This is a genomic window from Skermanella sp., assembly GCF_059503625.1.
The window spans coordinates 1-18,620 of sequence record NZ_JCACHA010000588.1; the positions used below are offsets into that span (position 1 = coordinate 1).

21 protein-coding genes and 1 pseudogene are annotated in these 18,620 nt (G+C 65.1%); 7 read left to right on the forward strand and 15 right to left on the reverse strand.

What is annotated here, in order from left to right; genetic code table 11:
* The 5 genes from AC5JJ6_RS14920 to AC5JJ6_RS14940 form a co-directional block, all read right to left on the reverse strand.
* A partial coding sequence (locus AC5JJ6_RS14920; protein WP_496042807.1) for a thiolase family protein occupies positions 1-421 on the reverse strand: 421 nt, incomplete at its 3' end.
* Positions 422-1,516, reverse strand: coding sequence for a phosphate acyltransferase PlsX (gene plsX / locus AC5JJ6_RS14925; RefSeq protein WP_496042808.1), 1,095 nt, complete (start codon positions 1,514-1,516; stop codon positions 422-424). It lies immediately after the preceding gene.
* A gap of 125 nt (positions 1,517-1,641) precedes the next feature.
* Complete coding sequence (rpmF, locus tag AC5JJ6_RS14930) at positions 1,642-1,824, reverse strand: 50S ribosomal protein L32 (protein ID WP_496042809.1); 183 nt, start codon at positions 1,822-1,824, stop codon at positions 1,642-1,644.
* A 101-nt stretch (positions 1,825-1,925) separates the two neighbouring features.
* Positions 1,926-2,474 (reverse strand): YceD family protein, encoded by a 549-nt coding sequence (locus tag AC5JJ6_RS14935; RefSeq protein ID WP_496042810.1) that lies wholly within the window; start codon positions 2,472-2,474, stop codon positions 1,926-1,928.
* A 69-nt stretch (positions 2,475-2,543) separates the two neighbouring features.
* Positions 2,544-3,098 carry a ubiquinol-cytochrome C chaperone family protein gene (locus tag AC5JJ6_RS14940; RefSeq protein WP_496042811.1) on the reverse strand — a complete coding sequence of 185 codons (555 nt, stop codon included), beginning with the start codon at positions 3,096-3,098 and terminating at the stop codon, positions 2,544-2,546.
* 251 nt (positions 3,099-3,349) lie between these two features.
* On the opposite strand from AC5JJ6_RS14940, the gene AC5JJ6_RS14945 reads away from it, so the two are divergent.
* Entirely contained in the window at positions 3,350-3,826 is a 477-nt protein-coding gene (locus AC5JJ6_RS14945) for an outer membrane protein assembly factor BamE (protein WP_496042812.1), read from the forward strand.
* A gap of 90 nt (positions 3,827-3,916) precedes the next feature.
* Here the strand turns inward: AC5JJ6_RS14945 and AC5JJ6_RS14950 are convergent, their stop codons facing one another.
* The 5 genes from AC5JJ6_RS14950 to AC5JJ6_RS14970 all read right to left on the reverse strand — a co-directional run bounded on the left by AC5JJ6_RS14950 (position 3,917) and on the right by AC5JJ6_RS14970 (position 8,800).
* Positions 3,917-6,007, reverse strand: coding sequence for a sodium-translocating pyrophosphatase (locus AC5JJ6_RS14950; protein ID WP_496042813.1), 2,091 nt, complete (start codon positions 6,005-6,007; stop codon positions 3,917-3,919).
* A 245-nt stretch (positions 6,008-6,252) separates the two neighbouring features.
* Complete coding sequence (locus AC5JJ6_RS14955; RefSeq protein ID WP_496042814.1) at positions 6,253-6,714, reverse strand: hypothetical protein; 462 nt, start codon at positions 6,712-6,714, stop codon at positions 6,253-6,255.
* Positions 6,715-6,832: 118 nt separating this feature from the next.
* Positions 6,833-7,558: a hypothetical protein gene (locus AC5JJ6_RS14960; RefSeq protein ID WP_496042815.1), complete on the reverse strand. Its 726-nt coding sequence runs from the start codon at positions 7,556-7,558 to the stop codon at positions 6,833-6,835.
* A 151-nt stretch (positions 7,559-7,709) separates the two neighbouring features.
* On the reverse strand, positions 7,710-8,075 hold the full coding sequence (locus tag AC5JJ6_RS14965) for a ribbon-helix-helix domain-containing protein (RefSeq protein WP_496042816.1): 366 nt from the start codon (positions 8,073-8,075) through the stop codon (positions 7,710-7,712).
* Between the two features lie 191 nt (positions 8,076-8,266).
* The gene (locus tag AC5JJ6_RS14970; protein WP_496042817.1) at positions 8,267-8,800 is read right to left on the reverse strand and encodes an RNA methyltransferase; all 534 of its coding nucleotides are present in this window, start codon (positions 8,798-8,800) and stop codon (positions 8,267-8,269) included.
* Positions 8,801-8,884: 84 nt separating this feature from the next.
* Here AC5JJ6_RS14970 and AC5JJ6_RS14975 point away from each other — a divergent pair, with 84 nt between their 5' ends.
* The 3 genes from AC5JJ6_RS14975 to AC5JJ6_RS14985 are packed head-to-tail and all read left to right on the forward strand — an operon-like array spanning position 8,885 to position 12,293.
* Positions 8,885-10,006 (forward strand): asparaginase, encoded by a 1,122-nt coding sequence (locus AC5JJ6_RS14975; RefSeq protein ID WP_496042818.1) that lies wholly within the window; start codon positions 8,885-8,887, stop codon positions 10,004-10,006.
* Positions 10,007-10,056: 50 nt separating this feature from the next.
* Positions 10,057-11,052 (forward strand): NADPH:quinone oxidoreductase family protein, encoded by a 996-nt coding sequence (locus tag AC5JJ6_RS14980; protein WP_496042819.1) that lies wholly within the window; start codon positions 10,057-10,059, stop codon positions 11,050-11,052.
* A gap of 5 nt (positions 11,053-11,057) precedes the next feature.
* On the forward strand, positions 11,058-12,293 hold the full coding sequence (locus AC5JJ6_RS14985; RefSeq protein ID WP_496042820.1) for a class I SAM-dependent methyltransferase: 1,236 nt from the start codon (positions 11,058-11,060) through the stop codon (positions 12,291-12,293).
* A gap of 9 nt (positions 12,294-12,302) precedes the next feature.
* Here the strand turns inward: AC5JJ6_RS14985 and AC5JJ6_RS14990 are convergent, their stop codons facing one another.
* Both AC5JJ6_RS14990 and AC5JJ6_RS14995 read right to left on the reverse strand, forming a co-directional pair.
* A complete protein-coding gene (locus AC5JJ6_RS14990; RefSeq protein WP_496042821.1) occupies positions 12,303-12,788 on the reverse strand; it encodes a hypothetical protein in 486 nt (161 codons plus the stop codon).
* Between the two features lie 188 nt (positions 12,789-12,976).
* The gene (locus AC5JJ6_RS14995) at positions 12,977-13,339 is read right to left on the reverse strand and encodes a hypothetical protein (RefSeq protein WP_496042822.1); all 363 of its coding nucleotides are present in this window, start codon (positions 13,337-13,339) and stop codon (positions 12,977-12,979) included.
* A gap of 204 nt (positions 13,340-13,543) precedes the next feature.
* On the opposite strand from AC5JJ6_RS14995, the gene AC5JJ6_RS15000 reads away from it, so the two are divergent.
* Positions 13,544-14,686 carry a PLP-dependent cysteine synthase family protein gene (locus AC5JJ6_RS15000; RefSeq protein ID WP_496042823.1) on the forward strand — a complete coding sequence of 381 codons (1,143 nt, stop codon included), beginning with the start codon at positions 13,544-13,546 and terminating at the stop codon, positions 14,684-14,686.
* 69 nt (positions 14,687-14,755) lie between these two features.
* Here the strand turns inward: AC5JJ6_RS15000 and AC5JJ6_RS15005 are convergent, their stop codons facing one another.
* Positions 14,756-15,244 carry a GNAT family N-acetyltransferase gene (locus AC5JJ6_RS15005; RefSeq protein ID WP_496042824.1) on the reverse strand — a complete coding sequence of 163 codons (489 nt, stop codon included), beginning with the start codon at positions 15,242-15,244 and terminating at the stop codon, positions 14,756-14,758.
* Between the two features lie 9 nt (positions 15,245-15,253).
* On the reverse strand, positions 15,254-15,559 hold the full coding sequence (locus tag AC5JJ6_RS15010; protein ID WP_496042825.1) for a type II toxin-antitoxin system TacA family antitoxin: 306 nt from the start codon (positions 15,557-15,559) through the stop codon (positions 15,254-15,256).
* Positions 15,560-15,873: 314 nt separating this feature from the next.
* Between AC5JJ6_RS15010 and AC5JJ6_RS15015 the strand changes: the two genes are divergently transcribed.
* Together AC5JJ6_RS15015 and AC5JJ6_RS15020 are read left to right on the forward strand one after the other, a co-directional pair.
* On the forward strand, positions 15,874-17,967 hold the full coding sequence (locus AC5JJ6_RS15015) for a carbon starvation CstA family protein (RefSeq protein ID WP_496042826.1): 2,094 nt from the start codon (positions 15,874-15,876) through the stop codon (positions 17,965-17,967).
* A complete protein-coding gene (locus tag AC5JJ6_RS15020) occupies positions 17,960-18,175 on the forward strand; it encodes a YbdD/YjiX family protein (RefSeq protein ID WP_044431516.1) in 216 nt (71 codons plus the stop codon). Before AC5JJ6_RS15015 ends, AC5JJ6_RS15020 begins: the two co-directional genes overlap by 8 nt.
* 82 nt (positions 18,176-18,257) lie before the next feature.
* Here AC5JJ6_RS15020 and AC5JJ6_RS15025 read toward each other — a convergent pair.
* A pseudogene (locus tag AC5JJ6_RS15025) lies at positions 18,258-18,620 on the reverse strand (calcium-binding protein); the annotation flags it as partial.

Consider the following 18,620-nt stretch of genomic DNA (forward strand, 5'->3'; position numbering starts at 1 on the left):
CCCCGATCACCAGGGCCGTCTTCGCCTGGCCCAGCCGGATGAAGTTGTCGGCCACCGACAGCGCGAAGATGAAGCCGGAGCAGACCGCCTGAAGGTCGAAGGCGACGCCGTGGGTGATGCCGAGCTCGGCCTGCACCCTGGTCGCGGTCGCCGGGAAGGTATGGTCCGGAGTCGTGGTCGCCAGGATGATCAGATCGACCTGATCCGCCGCGATCCCGGCATGGTCCAGCGCCTTCCTTGCGGCGGCCAGCGCCAGATCGGACGTCTTCTCTGTCGGCGCCGCCAGATGGCGGGACCGGATGCCGGTACGCTGCGTTATCCAATCATCCGACGTATCGACCCGCTGGGCGAGGTCCTGATTGGTTACAACGTTCTGCGGCAGGTACGATCCGCAGCCTGTTATCCTGGAACGTCGAACCATTTATACGGCCGCTGCTTTCGGGTCTGGGAGGGGTGAATCGGGAGACGAGGACTCCACGATCGCGGATGCCGCGGCGATCGCGCTGTTGATGCGCGCCACCTCGACCTTGATCGTTTCGTTGAAGCCCCGGGTGACCATGTCGACCGCTACGCAAACCGCGTTGGCGAAGCCGTCGGCATCGGTTCCGCCGTGGCTCTTCACGCAGACGCCCTGAAGCCCCAGGAACATCGCGCCGTTGTAGCGTCGCGGGTCCATCCGTTTCCGGAGCTTGGTGAAGGCGTTGCGGGCCAGCAGGTACCCGATCTTGGCGAGGATGGAGGAGCTGAAGGTCCGGCGCAGCAGCTCGGCGTAGAGCTTCGCGGTGCCTTCCGCCGTCTTGAGGGCGACGTTGCCGGTAAAGCCGTCGGTGACGATCACGTCGACCACGCCGGCCGGGATGTCGTTGCCCTCGATGAAACCATGGAACTTGCCGGGCAGGGGAGTGATCCGGAGCTGGGCCGCCGCTTGCTTGATCGACTCGTGCCCCTTGATTTCCTCTGCGCCGATATTCAGCAGACCGACCGTCGGTTCCATCAGGCCCAGCACGGTCTTCGCGAAGACCGATCCCATGACGGCGAACTCGACGAGGTTCCTGCTGTCGCACTCGATGTTGGCGCCCAGGTCCAGCATGACGCTTTCGCCGCGCATCGTCGGAAAAAACGACGCTATCGCCGGCCGGTCGATGCCCGGCAGCGTTTTCAGGACGAACTTGGCCATTGCCATCAGGGCGCCGGTGTTTCCGGCGGACACCACACACGCAGCCTTGCCCTGCGCCACCGCATCGATGGCCAGCCGCATGCTGGAAGTGCGTCCACTGCGCAAAGCCACAGCCGGCTTCGCATCGTTGCTGATGGCGTCCGGCGTATGATGAATCGTGGAGATCCGCTCAAGATCGGGCAGGTTCGCGAGCAGCGGCCTTATCCGCTGTTCGTCGCCGAAGAACAGATAGTCGATCTCCGGGCAACGCAACCGAGCCATGTCGGCACCCGCGACAACCATTTCCGGCGCATGATCTCCGCCCATGGCATCAAGGGCGATCGTCAAACGCGCACTCACCGCATCCGAACTCCGTAGGCCGCCTGCCGCCTTGCCGCCAACCGGCATGTTTGCCGGTGGCCCATCACCTGATGAACCGCCACCTGATGAACCGTCACCCAATGACCTGGAATCCTGCGGATCGGTCACGCGGTAACGGTTTCAACCACCTCACGGCCGTCGTACTGGCCGCACGAACCGCAGACATGGTGCGGGCGCTTCAGTTCGCCGCAGTTCGGGCATTCGGCAAAGGATGAGGCGGTCAGGGCATGGTGAGAACGCCGCATGTCGCGCCGCGACTTCGAGGTTTTCTTTTTAGGAACAGCCATCGTCAGGACTCTCTATTATAAAAGGCGGCCCGAAGGAGCCGCCTCATGCGAACCGCTTCATTACAGAAAACGCCCCATCGGGGCAAGAGTGAAGCGCGAATTTAATCAGGCCGCTTGAGCTTGGCAAGGGCGAGGAAGGGATTGGGCCGTTCGGCCGGGGCCTCCTCGTCATCCTCGATATGGTCTTCGAAACCGATGCCGGGGCGGCGCGGATAGGGGTCCAGCGCCAGTGACAGGTGCTGGGTCGCAAGCTCGCCCAGGTCGATCCTGTTGTCGATCAGCGGCTCCGGCGGGTCCTCCGCCTCGGCGTCGATCTCGACTTCCGGCGCGGTCGCCGGGATCAGGTGGGCCGGTGCGAAGATCGTCTCGAACTCGTCCGCGACATGGGCCGGCACGGGGTCCAGCGTCACGACGCAGGTCTGGACGACGTCGGCCTCCAGCCTGCCGGAAACGCGGATCATCTTGCCGCCGCGGATGCGGCGCAGGTGAATGACGGCGCTGAAGTTTTCCAGCGATTGCAGGTCGAGGCGCTGGGCCAGCCTGGCGCACTCCTCCGGCTTCGCCTTGATCGTCTGCACCGTCTCGTCGGTCCCGACCTTGTCGGCAAGGATGGGCCGGGAGAATTCCGGTGCGATCTCGTGGTCGGTCATGGACGTCTCCCTGTTCCTGAAACTTCGCTGTCCCGATCTGCCCCGATGCCGGAAAGGCGGGGCGTCACCCTACGGCAGGGGGTCTATAGCAGGCGGCGGGCCGAATTGCACATGCCCGGCGACCAGCCGGTCGAGCGGCTGGGCGGCCAGCGATTCGACTTCGCGCCGCATATAGGCCGTTACGGCTTCGAAACAGCGCTCGGGTACTTCCATCACGGTGCCGTAAAGGTTGCGGTCAAGTGCCGCATGCATGACGGCGTCGTTAGGATCGTTCAGCCCCTTCTCGTACGACACGATACGCCCGTAAAGCCCCTTGGCCATCTTCTTGATGTGCTTCGGCACGCTCAGATCGCCGATCCCGATCTCGCGCAGGCTCCGGTCCATGTCGGCGATCAGGGTGTCGAACAACTGCTGGGACACGGCCTCGGCCTCCGTCCCGCGCGTTTTCAGCCGGTGCATCACCAGAAAAGCGTGCATCGCGATCATTTCGAACCGCCCGTCGATCGTGTCGGGTACGTCCAGGTCCGCATAGAATTCGGGACGGCGCGCCTGGGCCACGATGGCTTCGTACAGGTCCAGAGCCTGAGCCTCGTGGCGATTGCGCTGGAACAGGCGGTTCAGCAAAGCTCGATCTCCATGGTCCTGAAGTGGTCCCGGGATGACCCCTGGACGATCCCGAATTGGGCCGGAAGCGATTCCGGAAAGTTGACAGGACGGCGCGACGGGTGCAATTGTCCTACCCGAAATGGGTGCCGCCCAGGTCGACGTCAATCAGGTCTCCGTCAATCCGCCCGGTCCCGGACAAGAGCCGGGAGGTCGGGAAGACGGCGCCGGATAATGCCGGGGCGGCGGCAGATGGACAATACCGGGCAATCATGGTCAGACCAACACTTCGTCACGTCTTCGCTGCCGGCTTCATGGGCCTTGCACTGGCTGCCTGCTCGCCCTCGGTGGACACGCGGGGCAATCTGGCCGACAAGGATCGCCTCCAGCAGATCCAGCCGGGCGTCAGCACCCGCGACGATGTCGCGGCGGTGCTGGGAACGCCGTCCACGATGGGCACCTTCGATCCCAACACCTGGTATTACATCGGCGCCCGGACGGAGAAAACGGCGTTCTTCCGTCCCGATACGGTCGAGCGCAAGGTCGTCGTCGTCAAGTTCGACGAGGCCGGGAACGTCGCCGATGTCCATCAGTTGGACCAGAGCGCCGGCAAGGAAGTCGAACTGGTCGAACGCACGACCCCGACCGCCGGCCGCGACCTGAACTTCATCGAACAGATGCTCGGCAATGTCGGGCGCTTCTCCGGCGGCAACGGCGGCTTCCGCCAGCCGGGCGTGCCCCGGCGGTAGATCGCCGGCCGGCTGTTCACCCTCGGCGGCTCACCCAACGAAAAAACCCCGGAACCTCGCGGTTCCGGGGTTTTTTCACGTCCCTCGCCGTTATTCCGCCAGCTTCGCCAGGATGGCCAGCAGCAGGATCGCCACGATGTTCGTGATCTTGATCATCGGGTTGACCGCCGGGCCGGCGGTGTCCTTGTACGGATCGCCGACCGTGTCGCCGGTCACGGCCGCCTTGTGGGCGTCCGATCCCTTGCCGCCGTAGTTGCCTTCCTCGATATACTTCTTGGCGTTGTCCCAGGCGCCGCCACCCGACGTCATCGAGATCGCGACGAAGATGCCGGTGACGATGGTTCCCAGCAGCATGGCGCCCAGCGCCGTGAAGGCCGCCGCCTGCCCCGCGATCAGGTTGATGACGAAGTACAGCACGATCGGGGCCGCGACCGGCAGCAGCGACGGCAGGATCATCTCGCGGATGGCCGCGCGGGTCAGCATATCGACCGCCTTGCCGTAGTCGGGCTTGGCCGTCCCCTCCATGATGCCCTTGATCTCGCGGAACTGGCGCCGGACCTCGACCACGACCGATCCCGCCGCCCGGCCGACGGCGGTCATGCCCATGGCGCCGAACAGGTAGGGCAGCAGTCCGCCGATCAGCAATCCCACCACGACATAAGGGTCCTGAAGGTTGAACGTCACATCCACGTTGGGGAAGTAGTGCTTCAGGTCCTCGATATAGGCCGCGAACAGCACCAGCGCCGCCAGACCGGCGGAGCCGATGGCGTAGCCCTTGGTGACGGCCTTGGTCGTATTGCCGACGGCGTCCAGCGCGTCCGTGACGACGCGGGTTTCCTTGGGCAGGTCGGCCATCTCCGCGATGCCGCCGGCGTTGTCGGTCACCGGGCCGTAGGCGTCGAGCGCCACGACCATGCCGGCCAGCGCCAGCATCGTCGTCGCCGCGATGGCGATGCCGAACAGGCCGGCCAGCGTGTGCGCGATGATGATGCCGGCGCAGATCACCAGAGCCGGCAGGGCCGTCGCCTCCATCGAGATCGCCAGCCCCTGGATCACGTTGGTCCCGTGGCCCGTCTCCGACGACTTGGCGATGCTACGGACCGGCCGGAACGAGGTGGAGGTGTAGTATTCCGTGATCCAGACCAGCAGCCCGGTGACGCCAAGGCCGACCAGCGCGCAGCCGAACAGCTTGAAGCCGGTGACGGCGCCGCCCTCGACGCGCTCCAGCGGCGTGTTGAAGCCCAGCAGGATCGCGGTCGCCAGGAAGATCAGCACGGCGGAGATCGCCGCCGTGACCGCAAGCCCCTTGTAGAGCGCGCCCATGATGTTGTTGGACGGCCCCAGCTTGACGAAGAAGGTGCCGGCAACCGAGCCGATGATGCAGACCGCGCCGATCACCAGCGGATAGATCATCAGCCGGGCCTGGGTATCGCCCACAAAGAAAATCGCCGCCAGCAACATGGTGGCGACGATGGTGACTGCGTAGGTTTCGAAGAGGTCGGCGGCCATGCCGGCGCAGTCGCCGACATTGTCGCCGACATTGTCCGCAATGACCGCGGGGTTCCTGGGATCGTCCTCCGGAATGCCCGCCTCGACCTTGCCGACAAGGTCGGCTCCGACATCGGCGCCCTTGGTGAAGATGCCGCCGCCCAGCCGCGCGAAGATGGAGATCAGCGAAGCCCCGAAGCTGAGCGCCACCAGCGCTTCCAGGATGCCGCGGATCGGAACCCCCGACATCAGCAGCACGCCGTAATAGATCGTGACGCCCAGGATGCCCAGGCCGACCACCAGCATGCCGGTGATGGCGCCCGACTTGAAGGCGATGTCCAGCGCCGGCGCCATGCCGCCACGCGCCGCTTCCGCCGTGCGGACATTGGCGCGGACGGACACGTTCATCCCGATATAGCCGGCGATCCCGGACAGGACGGAGCCGATCACGAAACCGATCGCCACGTGCATCCCCAGGATGTAGCCGAGGATGGCGCACAGCACGATGCCGACCAGGGCGATGGTCGTGTACTGGCGGTTGAGATAGGCCTGTGCGCCTTCCTGGATGGCGCCCGAAATTTCCTGCATCCGGGCGGACCCGGCACTGGCGGCGAGCACCTGCCGTCCGGCGTAGACGCCGTAGGCAAGCGCGGCTAGGCCGCACAGGATGACGAAGACGAAGGCAACTGACATCGATCCCCCCAGATTCCCGTCAAAGAACTTTTATCCCGCGCAATCATCCCAATGTTTCAAAGGAGTTGCGGGCAATTAGTTGTTGCGGAAAGCATGCAGGAGGGACGCGGACAAAGCAACTGCGCTGCTCCAGGGGCATCGGAAGATCACGTTAAACAGGCGGAACTCCGCCATCCGATGTCTTCAGGGTCGAAATGCTTACTAATCTAAGTGAAGCGACTCGAGAAATTGTCCGGAAGAAAGCGCTACATCGGACGCTGGTTGACGACCTGGATCAGCGCGTCGCGGACCATGTCCTTACCCAGCACCTTGGATGCTGCATCGCGCAACTTCGACTTCACCTGCGCCACGTCCAGCACGCCGCCGCTCATCACCTTGCCGGATGCGATGGCGCCGTAGATCGTGGTCAGGAAAGCGTCGGTCAGGCGGGGGGCCTGGGCACGGACCGCCTCCGCCGTGGCCATGTCGGTCAGTTCCAGCGCCACCATCAGGGTGACGAACTGGTCGATCCGCTCGGCGCCCAGCACGGGCACGGTCAGCGGTCCGATATTGACGAAGACCGGCGGTCCCGGCGGCGGGGGAGGGGGCGGCTCCTCGACCTTTTCCTCGTGGTGCTCGCCCTGGTTGGCGAACAGGAACCAGCCCGCGCCGAATCCGCCGCCGCCGAAGATCAGCGCGACCAGCACCAGGACCAGGATCTTTATCAACGCCGCCTCCGTGTGCGCACCAGCCTGCAACTGGTACGCCGGCAGCCCTTAAGGCCCGCTTAACCCGGTATATCCGTTAACGAAAACCTGCCAGGGAAAACCAGTTCGGGAAAGCCCGTCAGGGGAAGGGGCAGCGCTCGTCCGTCACTTCCACGAAGGACCGGGCGCCCGCCGTGACGGTGAACTGGTGCTCGATCCCGGCGGACACGACGGTATGATACAGCGGCAAGGTACCCTTGGCCTCGGTCTGGCGTCCGCCGGCCTCGGTGAATCGGATCGTGACAAGCCCCTTGGGATCGAACCAGCCTTCGACGTTGCCGGTCGGGCTCCGGGCCGGCGTTCCTTCGCCGCTGACCGTGATCGCGCCGTTGGCGAAGCCGACGGTGGAGTTCGGCCCCTTGTAGACCGGAGTCGGCAGGATGAACCGCTTGTTCTCCGGCTTCTCGCAGGCGCGGGGCGTCTTGATCTGGCTGAGCACGAAGACCAGACGTTTCGCCTCGACTCCTGCGGCCAGCCGCTCCCGCGCCAGTTCGGTCAGCCGGGCCAGATCGCCGGTCGGCAGTTCCCGCGCCAGCCGGGCCTCCAGCTCCGACACCTTCGTCTCCGCGTTCTGGGCAGCGGCGCGCAGGCCCGCCACCGAACGGCTGAGTTCGGCATTGGCCTGACCGAGCTGGGCATTCTCCGCCAGCAGTCCCGTCTCGCGGCCCTTCACCTGTTCCACGCCCATCTGGTACGCGAACAGGCCGATCGCGAGCAGTACGCCCAAGATAAGGAGGAACTTGACCGTACTTCCCCAAAACCGACGCCGCCGACGCCGTTCGTAGTCATGCAGACCGAGCGTCATGCCGGTTCCCTGGTGTCGAAAGGCAGGTTAAGGAGTATGTACGTACCCCTTTTGCAAGCCGCCTTTATCGCAAAGCACAAGCCTCCGGCGCAACAGGGAACGGATGTCCGGATTGCCGCGCGTACGGAATCAGGGGCCGTCGCGGATTTACTCAGGCTTCTTCCGTCTCGAGTTCAGGCGTCTCCGCCGGCTCGTCCTGGTGGATCGTCGCCCTGCCTGCCACGCCTCCCCAGCCGAAAGGGGCACCGTTGCCGTGCCCGGCGCGCTCATGGCCTTCCTCGGTCGCGGCGCCCTCATAATATTTCACCATGAAGGTCCGGACCGCCGAGGTCAGGCCTCCTTCTCCCCGCCTCTCGTCGATCAGGGTGCACACCGCATGGATCGACAGGCGCTCACGGGCGCAGATGGCCTTCAGCGCGGCCCACATCTCCGGCTCCAGCCGCATGCTGGTTCGACGTCCGGCGATCGTCACGTTGCCGCTGACCAGTGTCGTCTTGCCGGAGAAGCTCGGTGGCATGTCGCGTCTTCCTGTGATCCCGAGTGCAGCGCCCGGCACCGTACCTTTCCGGAAAAGGGGCGGTGCGGGGGTATGTGACCGCGACCATATCGAAAGTATTACATCTTGGCTACGCATTTCCGAGTATGTCTTTGGAAAAAGTATCGCGTGAGTTGCTATGGTATTCAGTAGCAAACGAACGTTCTGGCTCGCTACGATTTCGGCGTCCGGTAAAGCTGCTCGCCGTGGACATGTTCCTTCCGTCCCTCGACCGGCCCGCCCGCCCGCACCGGACGCTCGGCGAACCGCCCCAGGCTGATCATGCGGTCGTACATGACCAGCGCTCCGGCCACGCCGACATTGATGCAGAAGCGGGTCGGGATCTTGACGACGAAGTCGCAGCGTTCCACCAGCGCCGGCGACAGGCTGCCGCGCTCCGGCCCCAGCACGTAGGCGGCCCTCAGCGGATGCCGGAAGCTGGGCAACTCTATGGACTCGTCCAGCAGCTCGACGCCGACCAGGGCGCAGCCCTGCGGCAGCTCCAGGCTCGCGACGTCGGGATAGTGGTAGACCGGCAGATGGCTCGAGGCATCCGATGTGTCAGAGACGCGAAGCTGGCGTTTGTCCAGCCGGGCGTCGATGGTGAAGGCGAAGCTGGCGCCGAACGCATGGGACGACCTGACAAGGTTGCCCACGTTGAACGCTTTGCTGACGCCCTCTACCCCGATTGCAAAATATCCACGCATGAGCGGCACCTTGCACCGGAGCGCCCGCCGGGGCAAGGTGGCGCGCATGAGACATTCTGAAACGGCTTAGACAGTGACGGCCCAATGACCGACCACGACCATCACGGCCACTCCTGCTGCGGTCATGACCACCAGCACGGCCATCAGCACGGCCACGACCATGACGCGCCAGCCGAAGGCCATGCCGAACTGGGCGCCGCCGAAACGCCCGTCCTGGTCGAAGTCACGCGCGGCGGCATGGTCGAGTCGCGCCACCGCGGCATAGCGGCCATCGTCGATGCCGACGGCCATGTCGTCGCCCATTGGGGCGATTTCGAAAAGCCGGTCTTCGCCCGCTCCGCGATCAAGTCGCTCCAGGCGATCCCGCTGGTCGAATCCGGCGCCGCCGACGCGTTCGGCGTCACCGACGAGGAACTGGCGCTCGCCTGCTCCTCCCACAACGGCGAGTCCCGCCACACCACGCTGGTCTCCGCCTGGCTCGAGCGGATCGGCTGCACTCCCGCCGACCTGGAATGCGGCACGCACCTCCCCTACGACGAGGCGACAGCCCACGCCCTGATCCGCGCCGGCGAAGCGCCCGGCACCGTTCACAACAACTGCTCCGGCAAGCACACCGGCATGCTGGCGACCGCCCGCCACAAGGGCGAGCCGACAGCCGGCTACATCCGCTTCGACCACCCGGTCCAGCAGCGCATCCTGGGTGTGCTGGAGCAGATGACAGCCCAGGATCTGAGCAGCGCCCCGTGGGGCGTCGACGGCTGCGGCATCCCGACCATCGCGATTCCGCTGGGTTCGCTCGCCCTCGCCATGGCCCGTCTGGCCGACCCGCAGGATCTGCCCGACCGCAGGGCGGAGGCGATCGCCCGCATCCGGCAGGCCTGGGGCAAGCACCCCTACCTGATCGGCGGGCGCGGCACCTTCGACACCCGCATGATGGAAGCGATCGACGGGCAGGCGCTCATCAAGATCGGCGCCGAGGGCGTCATGTGCGCCGTCCTGCCGGAACTCGGCCTCGGCATCGCGCTGAAGATCGAGGACGGCGCCAGCCGCGCCGCCGGCATCGCGATGGCGGCCCTGCTGCGTCAGTGCAAGGTGATGGCGGAGTCCCGCCGGGACGAGTTGGCCGACCTGACCCACCCCGCGATCACCAACCGCGTCGGCCTGTCCGTCGGCGAGATCCGCCCAGCAAGCGGCTGGCCCGAATAACCCTGCCTGGGCTATACGAAGTCCGAAGACGAATACCGGGAGGAATGCCGATGCGCGCCGTGGTGTGCCGGGAATGGGGCGGGCCGGAGAGCCTGTCGTTCGAACAGGTGGCGGACCCTAAGCCGCTGGCTCCCGGACAGGTCCGGATCGCGGTCCGCGCCGCCGGGATCAACTTCGCCGACACGCTGATGATCCAGGGCAAGTATCAGGTCAGGCCGGAGTTCCCGTTCTCCCCCGGACTGGAAGCGGCCGGCACGGTGATCGAAGCCGCCCCCGACGTCGATAACGTCGGGCCCGGCGACCGGGTGATGGCGCTGCTCGACCACGGCGGCTACGCCGAACAGGCCGTGGCCCGCGCGTCCGACGTGTTCCGCATCCCCGACGGCATGGAGTTCGAGACGGCGGCCGGCTTCCCCATCGTCTACGGCACCTCGCACATAGCCCTGTGGGAGCGGGCATGCCTCCGCCCCGGTGAAACGCTGGTCGTCCACGGCGCCGCCGGCGGCGTGGGATTGACCGCCGTCGAGGTCGGCAAGGCGATGGGCGCGACCGTCATCGCCACCGCAAGTTCCGCCGAAAAGCTGGAAATCGCGGCCAGCCGGGGCGCCGACCACCTGATCGACTACAAGACCGAGGACATCCGGACCCGCGTCAAGGAGCTGACCGGCGGCGCCGGGGCCGACGTGATCTACGATCCGGTCGGCGGAGACACCTTCGACGCCAGCCTGCGCTGCATCGCCTGGGGCGGCCGCATCCTGATCATCGGCTTCGCCGAAGGCCGCATCCCGCAGATCCCGGCCAATATCCTGCTGGTCAAGAACATCGCCACGATAGGCGTCCACTGGGGCGCCTACCGCCAGAACCAGCCGCACACCATCGCCGAGAGCTTCGCCACCCTGTTCCGCTGGTTCGAGGAAGGCCGCATCCAGCCTCATATTTCCAACCGCATCCCGCTCGCCGATTATGCCAAGGCGATGAAGCTGCTGATCGAGCGCCGCTCCACCGGCAAGGTCGTCCTGACGATGGACGCGCAGGACCAGGACTGACGCCGATGCCGTCCGACCTGCTGCGCGCCCAGTACGAGGCCTATCCCTATCCCGCCCGCGACCCGCGCGACGAGAACAGCCGCCTGATCGCCGGCTCCCCCGGCCATCTGGACGAGGTCAACCACTACGTGTTCGGCGGGCGCCTGGACTTTTCCAGGCCGCTCCGCGTCCTGTTCGCCGGAGGCGGCACGGGCGACGGCACGATCATGCTGGCGCAGCACTGCGCCGATGCCGGCATTCCCGCCCAAATCACCTATGTCGACCTGTCCGACGCGTCGCGCGCCATCGCCGAGCGCCGCGCCGAAGTCCGCAAGCTGACCAATATCGCCTTCCATCGCGGTTCCCTGCTGGAACTGGACGGCTTCGGTCCCTTCGACTACATCGACTGCTGCGGCGTCCTCCACCACCTGGAAGACCCGGCCGCAGGCCTGAAGTCCCTTGTTTCCGTGCTGGCGCCCGGCGGCGGCATCGGCCTGATGGTCTACGGCACCTTCGGCCGCACGGGCGTCTATCCCTTGCAGGACGCGCTCCGCACCCTGACCGGCGGCTTGCCCGACGCCGAGCGCGTCGATCTGGCGAAGCGCCTGCTGAAGACGCTGCCGCCGACCAACTGGCTGAAGCGCAACCCCTTCATCAACGACCATCAGGAATCCGACGCCGGCCTCTACGACCTGCTGCTCCATAGCCGCGACCGCTCCTATACCGTCCCGGAACTGGCAGGGCTTGCCGCCGCCTGCACCCTCGCCATCACCGCCTTCATCGAGCCGGCCCGCTACGATCCCGCGCGCTACATCGCCGACCCGCGCCTGTCCCGCCGCCTCGACGGCCTGGACATGCTTCGGCGCGCCGCCCTGGCCGAGCAGCTTTCCGGCAGCATGACGAAGCATGTCTTCTACCTGACCCGTCCCGAGGACGCCGCCGGCGCCGTCGCCAGACCAGATTCTCCCGACGCCATCCCCGTCCTGCGCGACCTCGACGGTCCCGCCATCGCGCACGGCCTGAAGCCCGGTGCCGGCCTCCGCGCCGATCTCGGCGGCATGCCTGTCAATCTGGCGCTGCCGCGACTTGCCGGCCCCATCCTTGCCCGGATCGACGGACGGACGAGCATCGGCCTGCTGTTCGTGTCCCTGGCCGCGACCGTCGGCAGCCTGAGCCCGCAAGCCTTCCAGGCGCAGTTCCAGGACCTCTACGCCGCCTTGAACGGCGTCAACAAGCTCCTGCTTCGCCGGCCGGCGTCATGATCCGCGGCATCAGGCGGCCGGTTCCACCCCATGCTCCGCAAGACGCTTGCGCGCGGCACCGACGGTTTCCGCGTCGAACTCCGCTTCGTATTTCAGGATCAGCGCTTCGGCCGACATATCGGCCATCTTGAATTCCACGAGCTTCATGAATCCCAGGGACGGAGTGGGGGAGGCCGCCAGATCGGCAAGCGTCTGCTTTACCCCAGCTCTTTTGAGCTTCTGCTTGGTCCGGCTGAGGCGCTTGGTCTGACCGCTCTCTGCCGTAAGCGCTTCTTCCAGCGCCCTCATCGTGATGGCGAAATCGGCTTCCAGCGGATCGTCGATGTTCATCCCCTCGATGCGGGCGATCTGGCGAACCGCATCGAAGTAGATGTCCTCTCTCCCCAGCCGCTTCGCATTCGTCATCAAATTGCGTAGCTTGGCCGCATCCCACTCTATGGAGAGATCGAGCTTCTTGATGTTCATGCTCTTGGTTTTCATACTGTCGGCTTTCATGCGGCGGCTTCCAGTGCCCTTGGCACAAACGGGTATATGATCCACTTATCGAAACCGATCTTTTCAAGATCCGCAACCTATGTCGAGCCTTGATAATTCGATCGGCAGGGACGATCCCCCCAAAAACCCCCAGTTCCCTGCCAGCCGAAGCCGGCAGGGGCGGTACTTCCGGTCAACCGCCGGTCATGTCACTCGGTAACGGCCGAGGTTTCGCCGGATTTCCTGTTGTAGCGGATCGTGATCTTGGAGACTTCGCACAGGTCGAACTCGTCCCACTCCGCCTGCTCGGCGTCCGAGTAGACGACCTTCAGGTCCCACTTGCAGCTCTTGGCGGCGCGATGGAACGTGATGTGGACCTTCTCGCCATCATCCAGGACGTCGCGGCCGAGCACGTCCTCTTCCCAGTCATCGCTGTTCGACGGGGAAACGAAGACCTTGTCGATCGTGTAGCCGGTCTTGTTGACCAGGTCGAAGTCCTGCTTGCCTTCGGCAAAAGCGGGTGTCGCCGATACCGCGAAGAGAGCGGCCGCAGCCACGAGAATGAAACGCATCGATGCCTCCGGAGTTTCGGCACGCCACAACGGCATACCGTCCCGCAGCTAAGAACAAAATAAAATAAAACTTTATTAAATAGACTGTTTACTTATTCATGGTTGAAAAACATCGAAAAATCCTGATTCCACTATCCCAAAACAATCCGTCATGCCAACACTCAGCCCGACCACCCCACGCCTTCGCCAAACCGGACCCGTGCCATGACCTCGCCGAATACCGGACTTCCATGCCCGCCGCTCACCGGTCTTCAAGCCTGCTCCGACCATACCTGGGTCAAGCGTGCCATCGGCATCCTCCAGGGCGACGGCCGGCGATCCGCCGACACGCATCTCGTCAACCCGGTGTTTCGCGGGTTGAAGGGCATCTCGATCTACCTGAAGGACGAATCGACCCACCCCACGGGAAGCCTCAAGCACCGCCTCGCCCGCTCGCTCTTCCTCTACGGCATCTGCAACGGCCGGATCCGGCAAGGCACGACGCTGGTCGAGGCATCGTCCGGCTCCACCGCCGTCAGCGAGTCCTATTTCGCGCATCTCCTCGACCTTCCCTTCATCGCCGTGATGCCGAATTCCACCAGCCGGCAGAAGATCGAGGCGATCGAGCGTTTCGGCGGCAGATGCCATTTCGTGGAAAGCCCGCGTGAAGTCTACGAAGTCGCCGCCCGCCTTGCCGCCGAGACCGGCGGCTACTACCTCGACCAGTTCACCTTCGCCGAACGGGCGACCGACTGGCGCGGCAACAACAACATCGCCGAAAGCATCTTCGACCAGATGCGGGGAGAAGCCCATCCCGTTCCCCGCTGGGTCGTCATGAGCGCCGGCACCGGCGGCACCTCCGCGACCATCGGGCGCTATATCCGCTACCGCGACTTCGACACCCGCCTGTGCGTCGTGGATGTCGAGCACTCCGCCTTCTACGAGGCCTATACCACCGGCAACCCCGGCGCCACCTGTGCCCATCCCTCGCGCATCGAGGGCATCGGCCGCCCGCGTGTCGAGCCGTCCTTCATCCCCGGCGTCGTCGACCACATGATCAAGGTCCCCGACGCCGCGTCGATCGCCGCGATGCATGTCCTGTCCGACCGCCTGTTCCGCCGCGTCGGAGGCTCCAGCGGCACCAACTTCTTCGGCCTGTGCTGGATCGCCGCCAACATGATGAAGGCCGGCGAGGAAGGCTCGCTGGTCTCGCTGATCTGCGACAGCGGCGACCGCTATACCTCCACCTACTACAACCCCGACTGGCTGAAGCAGAACGACATCGACATAGCTCCTTATGTCGGTCTGATCGAAACCTTCCTGGACACCGGCGAATTCGGGCTGGATGCGCTGCGCCCGGCGGCTTGAGGCAAGCGCTTCGCGCCCGTGGCGGCATCCACGTCCCTAGTGTCATGGCAGTACATATGTGAAAGCACGTCACGCAAACAGCTTTGCGATCTCCGCCATGGGAGTGAACATGCGCCGACCTCCGGCGGTGAGCGGCTGAAAATCGTAGGCGCGGTAAAAACCGGCTGCGGCCTCGTCCTTGGCATCGACGACGAAAGCGTAGGTCGCGATCTCCGCCCGCAGCGCCCGGCTGAAAGCGTCGAGCAGGAGCAGTTCACCAAGCCGTCGGCCACGATGCTGGGAATCGACCGCCAGTCTCCCCATCAACGTTGCGGGTACGGCGGGGTAGCGCGGGAGTTTCTTGCTCAGCGACGCCGGCAGGTCCGTCAGCGATATGGATGTGGCCGCAAGCGTGTAGTAGCCGAGCGGAGCGGTTGATCCATCGGTCAGGACGAAGCAGGACGCGACCCGCTTGCGGATGTCCTGGCTCGCCTGGGTCCGGATGTAGCGATCCAGAGGCTCGACGCCGCTTTCGAATGCGGTGCGGTCATGGCCGTCGTTCAGGGCGTCGATACGCAAGGGATTGCGTCAGTTCCCAAGGGTTTCGATATACCGGCGCGCGGCGGACCGCAAACGGTCGGTCGGCTCCCTGGGGTTGAGCACGGCTTCGGCGAAGGCGCGGCTTTCCTGCGCGGTAAGCTGGATGGACTGCATGTCCCCGATCGTCCGGACGGCGGCTTCATGGACGCTGGCGATCACGAAATCGGTCAGCGTGCGGCCTTGAAGTTCGGCGGCTCGAACGAACAAATCCTTCTGTTCAGTGGAAATTCGCGCCTCCAGACGCTCCTTGCGCGTCGGTGACGACCTCTTTTCCGTCGATGCCTGCCTGGCCATGTCAGTCGCTCCTGCTGCCTGGATAATGTACGGCTTCCTGCCGGACATAACAAGCTGGGCTGAGATCAGGGACTCCCTGTGACGAAGCCACGTTACCAGCTTCCCACAACCAAAACACCCATGCTGCACCGCAACAAAACACCCCGCCTCCTGCTCATTTCGGACAAGAAACAATCGTTAAGACTGTCCCAACCGTATAGTTGTTCCACGTCCCCGATTGGCGGATATTGCGGCCTTTCCTTCCGTCGTCCCATGCCGTTTCGAACCGGCTGAACGGCGGATGCTTTCGCATCGCCATGAAAGGCACTCTGTGAATGACAAGGTCCATTCAGACGCTCGGCTGGATCGCCGTCACGCTGGCGCTGACGTTCGCATTCGGCTGGATCGCGCTTAACAGGGGGGAGACGATCAACGCCCTGTGGATCGTCGTGGCCGCCGTTTGCGTGGCGCTTCTGGCATACCGGTTCTACAGCCTGTTCATCGCCCGGACCGTTCTCCAGCTCGATCCCCGGCGGGCGACGCCGGCGGTCCGGTACAACGATGGCCTGGACTACGTCCCGACCAACAGATACGTGCTGTTCGGCCACCACTTCGCGGCCATCGCGGGCGCCGGGCCGCTGGTGGGGCCGGTGCTGGCGGCGCAGCTGGGCTATCTGCCGGGCACGCTCTGGATTCTGGTCGGCGTGGTGTTCGCCGGCGCCGTGCAGGACTTCATCGTCCTGTTCATTTCCATGCGGCGCGACGGCCGGTCGCTGGGCGACATGATCCGGAGCGAGATGGGGCAGGTGGCCGGCGTGATCGCCATGTTCGGCGTGCTGCTGATCATGATCATCCTGCTGGCGGTCCTGGCCCTTGTCGTCGTCAAGGCGCTGGCGCACAGCCCCTGGGGCAGCTTCACCGTCTTCGCGACGATCCCCATCGCGATGCTGATGGGCGTCTATACCCGCTACCTGCGGCCCGGCCGGATCGGCGAGATGTCGGTGATCGGTTTCGCGGCCCTGATCGCCGCCATCTATTTCGGACAGATCGTCAGCGAGAACCCGACGGCGGCCGCGATGTTCACCTTCAGCGGCGAGACGCTGGCGCTGACCATCATCGGCTACGGGTTCGTCGCATCGGTGCTGCCGGTCTGGCTGCTGCTGGCGCCGCGCGACTATCTCTCCACCTTCCTCAAGATCGGCACGATCCTGGGGCTGGCGCTCGGCATCCTGTTCGTGATGCCGGACCTTCAGATGCCGGCGGTCAGCCGCTTCGTCGACGGCACCGGGCCGGTGTTCTCCGGGTCGCTGTTCCCCTTCCTGTTCATTACCATCGCCTGCGGCGCCGTGTCCGGCTTCCACTCGCTGATAGCATCCGGCACCACGCCCAAGATGGTCGAGAACGAGGACCAGGCCCGGCTGATCGGCTACGGCTCCATGCTGATGGAAAGCTTCGTCGCCATCATGGCGCTGATCGCCGCCTGCGTGCTGGAGCCGGGGCTGTACTTCGCCATGAACAGCCCGGCCAGCCTGATCGGTACCACGCCGGATCAGGCGGCGCAGGTCATCAGTTCCTGGGGCTTCGTGATCACGCCCGACATGCTGACCCAGACGGCGGCGGATGTCGGCGAGGGCTCGATCCTGTCGCGCGCCGGCGGCGCTCCGACCCTGGCCGTCGGCATGGCGCATATCCTGTCCGGCGTCATCGGCGGCAAGGCGATGATGGCGTTCTGGTACCACTTCGCCATCCTGTTCGAGGCCCTGTTCATCCTGACCACGGTCGATGCCGGCACCCGCGTCTGCCGGTTCATGATCCAGGACCTGCTCGGCACCTTCGTTCCGGTCATGAAACGGACCGACTCGTGGATGGCGAACGTGGTCGCGACCGCCCTGGCGGTCACCGCCTGGGGCTACTTCCTGTACCAGGGCGTCGTCGATCCGCTGGGCGGCATCAATACGCTGTGGCCGCTGTTCGGCATCTCCAACCAGATGCTGGCGGCGATAGCACTGATCCTCTGCACCGTCGTCCTGTTCAAGATGAAGCGGCAGCGTTACGCCTGGGTAACGATCCTGCCGACGGCGTGGCTGCTGATCTGCACCCTGACCGCCGGCTGGCAAAAGCTGTTCCACCCCAACCCCGCCATCGGCTTCCTGTCCCATGCCGGCAAGTTCAGCGACGCGCTGGCCGCCGGCACCATCCTGGCCCCGGCCAAGACGGTGGAGGAGATGAACCGGATCATCTTCAACGACTACGTCGATGCCGTTCTGTGCGGGCTGTTCATCGCCGTGGTGCTGTCGATGGTGGTCTACGGCGTCCTCGCCGTCCGCAAGGCGCTTGCCAACCCCAACGTCACCACCCGCGAAGTGGGCGGCGACGAAGGCGTCCGGCAGGCCACCCGCCTGGCCTCTGGGGGAGCGCGGCATGCATGAGGCCGCCCTGCATGAGTTCAAGGCGATCTTCAGCCGGCTGAAGCAGACCGGCCGGCTGATGGTCGGAGTTCCCTGCTACGACACCTATGTCGCCCATCGGCTCGCCAACCATCCGGACGAGCCGGTGATGACCTACGAGGAGTTCTTCCGCGACCGGCAGGACACCCGCTACGGCGTCAAGGGCGGCGGCATGAACCGCTGCTGCTGAGGCGGCGGCCACGGCAAATGGGAAGGGGGGCGCCAGCTTCAGCCGGCGCCCCCTTTTCATTTTCCGTCGCTGTCGCTCTTCGTCAGCCGATGGCGAAGAAGGCCTGCGGGTTCTGCTGGATATCCGCGGCGGAGACGTTCATCAGCGTGATGGTGTCGCCGTTGCCGAGGTCGATCACGGCATGGCCGCCGGAATCGACGACGCGGCTTGCCAGATCGTCGGCGCTGGTGACCTGGAGGCCGTTGATGTTGCGGGAGACGAGCAGGATGTCCTCGCCCTTGTTGAAGTCCATGACGACGTCCTGGCCGCCGCCGCCCCGGAACACGAAGGTATCGGCGCCGCCGCCGCCGGTCAGCGTGTCGTTGCCGGTGCCGCCGCGCAGGATGTCGTCGCCAGCATTGCCGAACAGCATGTCGTCGCCGTCGCCGGCGATGATATGGTCGGC

Excerpts from the sequence above, each read along its gene's own strand:
- AC5JJ6_RS15020 (WP_044431516.1), top strand. The coding sequence starts at position 17,960 with ATGCATGAGGCCGCCCTGCATGAGTTCAAGGCGATCTTCAGCCGGCTG.
- AC5JJ6_RS14960 (WP_496042815.1), bottom strand. The coding sequence starts at position 7,558 with ATGACGCTCGGTCTGCATGACTACGAACGGCGTCGGCGGCGTCGGTTT.
- AC5JJ6_RS14985 (WP_496042820.1), top strand. The coding sequence starts at position 11,058 with ATGCCGTCCGACCTGCTGCGCGCCCAGTACGAGGCCTATCCCTATCCC.
- AC5JJ6_RS14970 (WP_496042817.1), bottom strand. The coding sequence starts at position 8,800 with ATGCGTGGATATTTTGCAATCGGGGTAGAGGGCGTCAGCAAAGCGTTC.
- AC5JJ6_RS15010 (WP_496042825.1), bottom strand. The coding sequence starts at position 15,559 with ATGGCCAGGCAGGCATCGACGGAAAAGAGGTCGTCACCGACGCGCAAG.
- AC5JJ6_RS14995 (WP_496042822.1), bottom strand. The coding sequence starts at position 13,339 with ATGCGTTTCATTCTCGTGGCTGCGGCCGCTCTCTTCGCGGTATCGGCG.
- AC5JJ6_RS14945 (WP_496042812.1), top strand. The coding sequence starts at position 3,350 with ATGGTCAGACCAACACTTCGTCACGTCTTCGCTGCCGGCTTCATGGGC.
- rpmF (WP_496042809.1), bottom strand. The coding sequence starts at position 1,824 with ATGGCTGTTCCTAAAAAGAAAACCTCGAAGTCGCGGCGCGACATGCGG.
- AC5JJ6_RS14965 (WP_496042816.1), bottom strand. The coding sequence starts at position 8,075 with ATGCCACCGAGCTTCTCCGGCAAGACGACACTGGTCAGCGGCAACGTG.
- AC5JJ6_RS14990 (WP_496042821.1), bottom strand. The coding sequence starts at position 12,788 with ATGAAAGCCGACAGTATGAAAACCAAGAGCATGAACATCAAGAAGCTC.
- AC5JJ6_RS14975 (WP_496042818.1), top strand. The coding sequence starts at position 8,885 with ATGACCGACCACGACCATCACGGCCACTCCTGCTGCGGTCATGACCAC.
- AC5JJ6_RS14950 (WP_496042813.1), bottom strand. The coding sequence starts at position 6,007 with ATGTCAGTTGCCTTCGTCTTCGTCATCCTGTGCGGCCTAGCCGCGCTT.
- AC5JJ6_RS15000 (WP_496042823.1), top strand. The coding sequence starts at position 13,544 with ATGACCTCGCCGAATACCGGACTTCCATGCCCGCCGCTCACCGGTCTT.
- AC5JJ6_RS15015 (WP_496042826.1), top strand. The coding sequence starts at position 15,874 with ATGACAAGGTCCATTCAGACGCTCGGCTGGATCGCCGTCACGCTGGCG.
- AC5JJ6_RS14980 (WP_496042819.1), top strand. The coding sequence starts at position 10,057 with ATGCGCGCCGTGGTGTGCCGGGAATGGGGCGGGCCGGAGAGCCTGTCG.
- AC5JJ6_RS14935 (WP_496042810.1), bottom strand. The coding sequence starts at position 2,474 with ATGACCGACCACGAGATCGCACCGGAATTCTCCCGGCCCATCCTTGCC.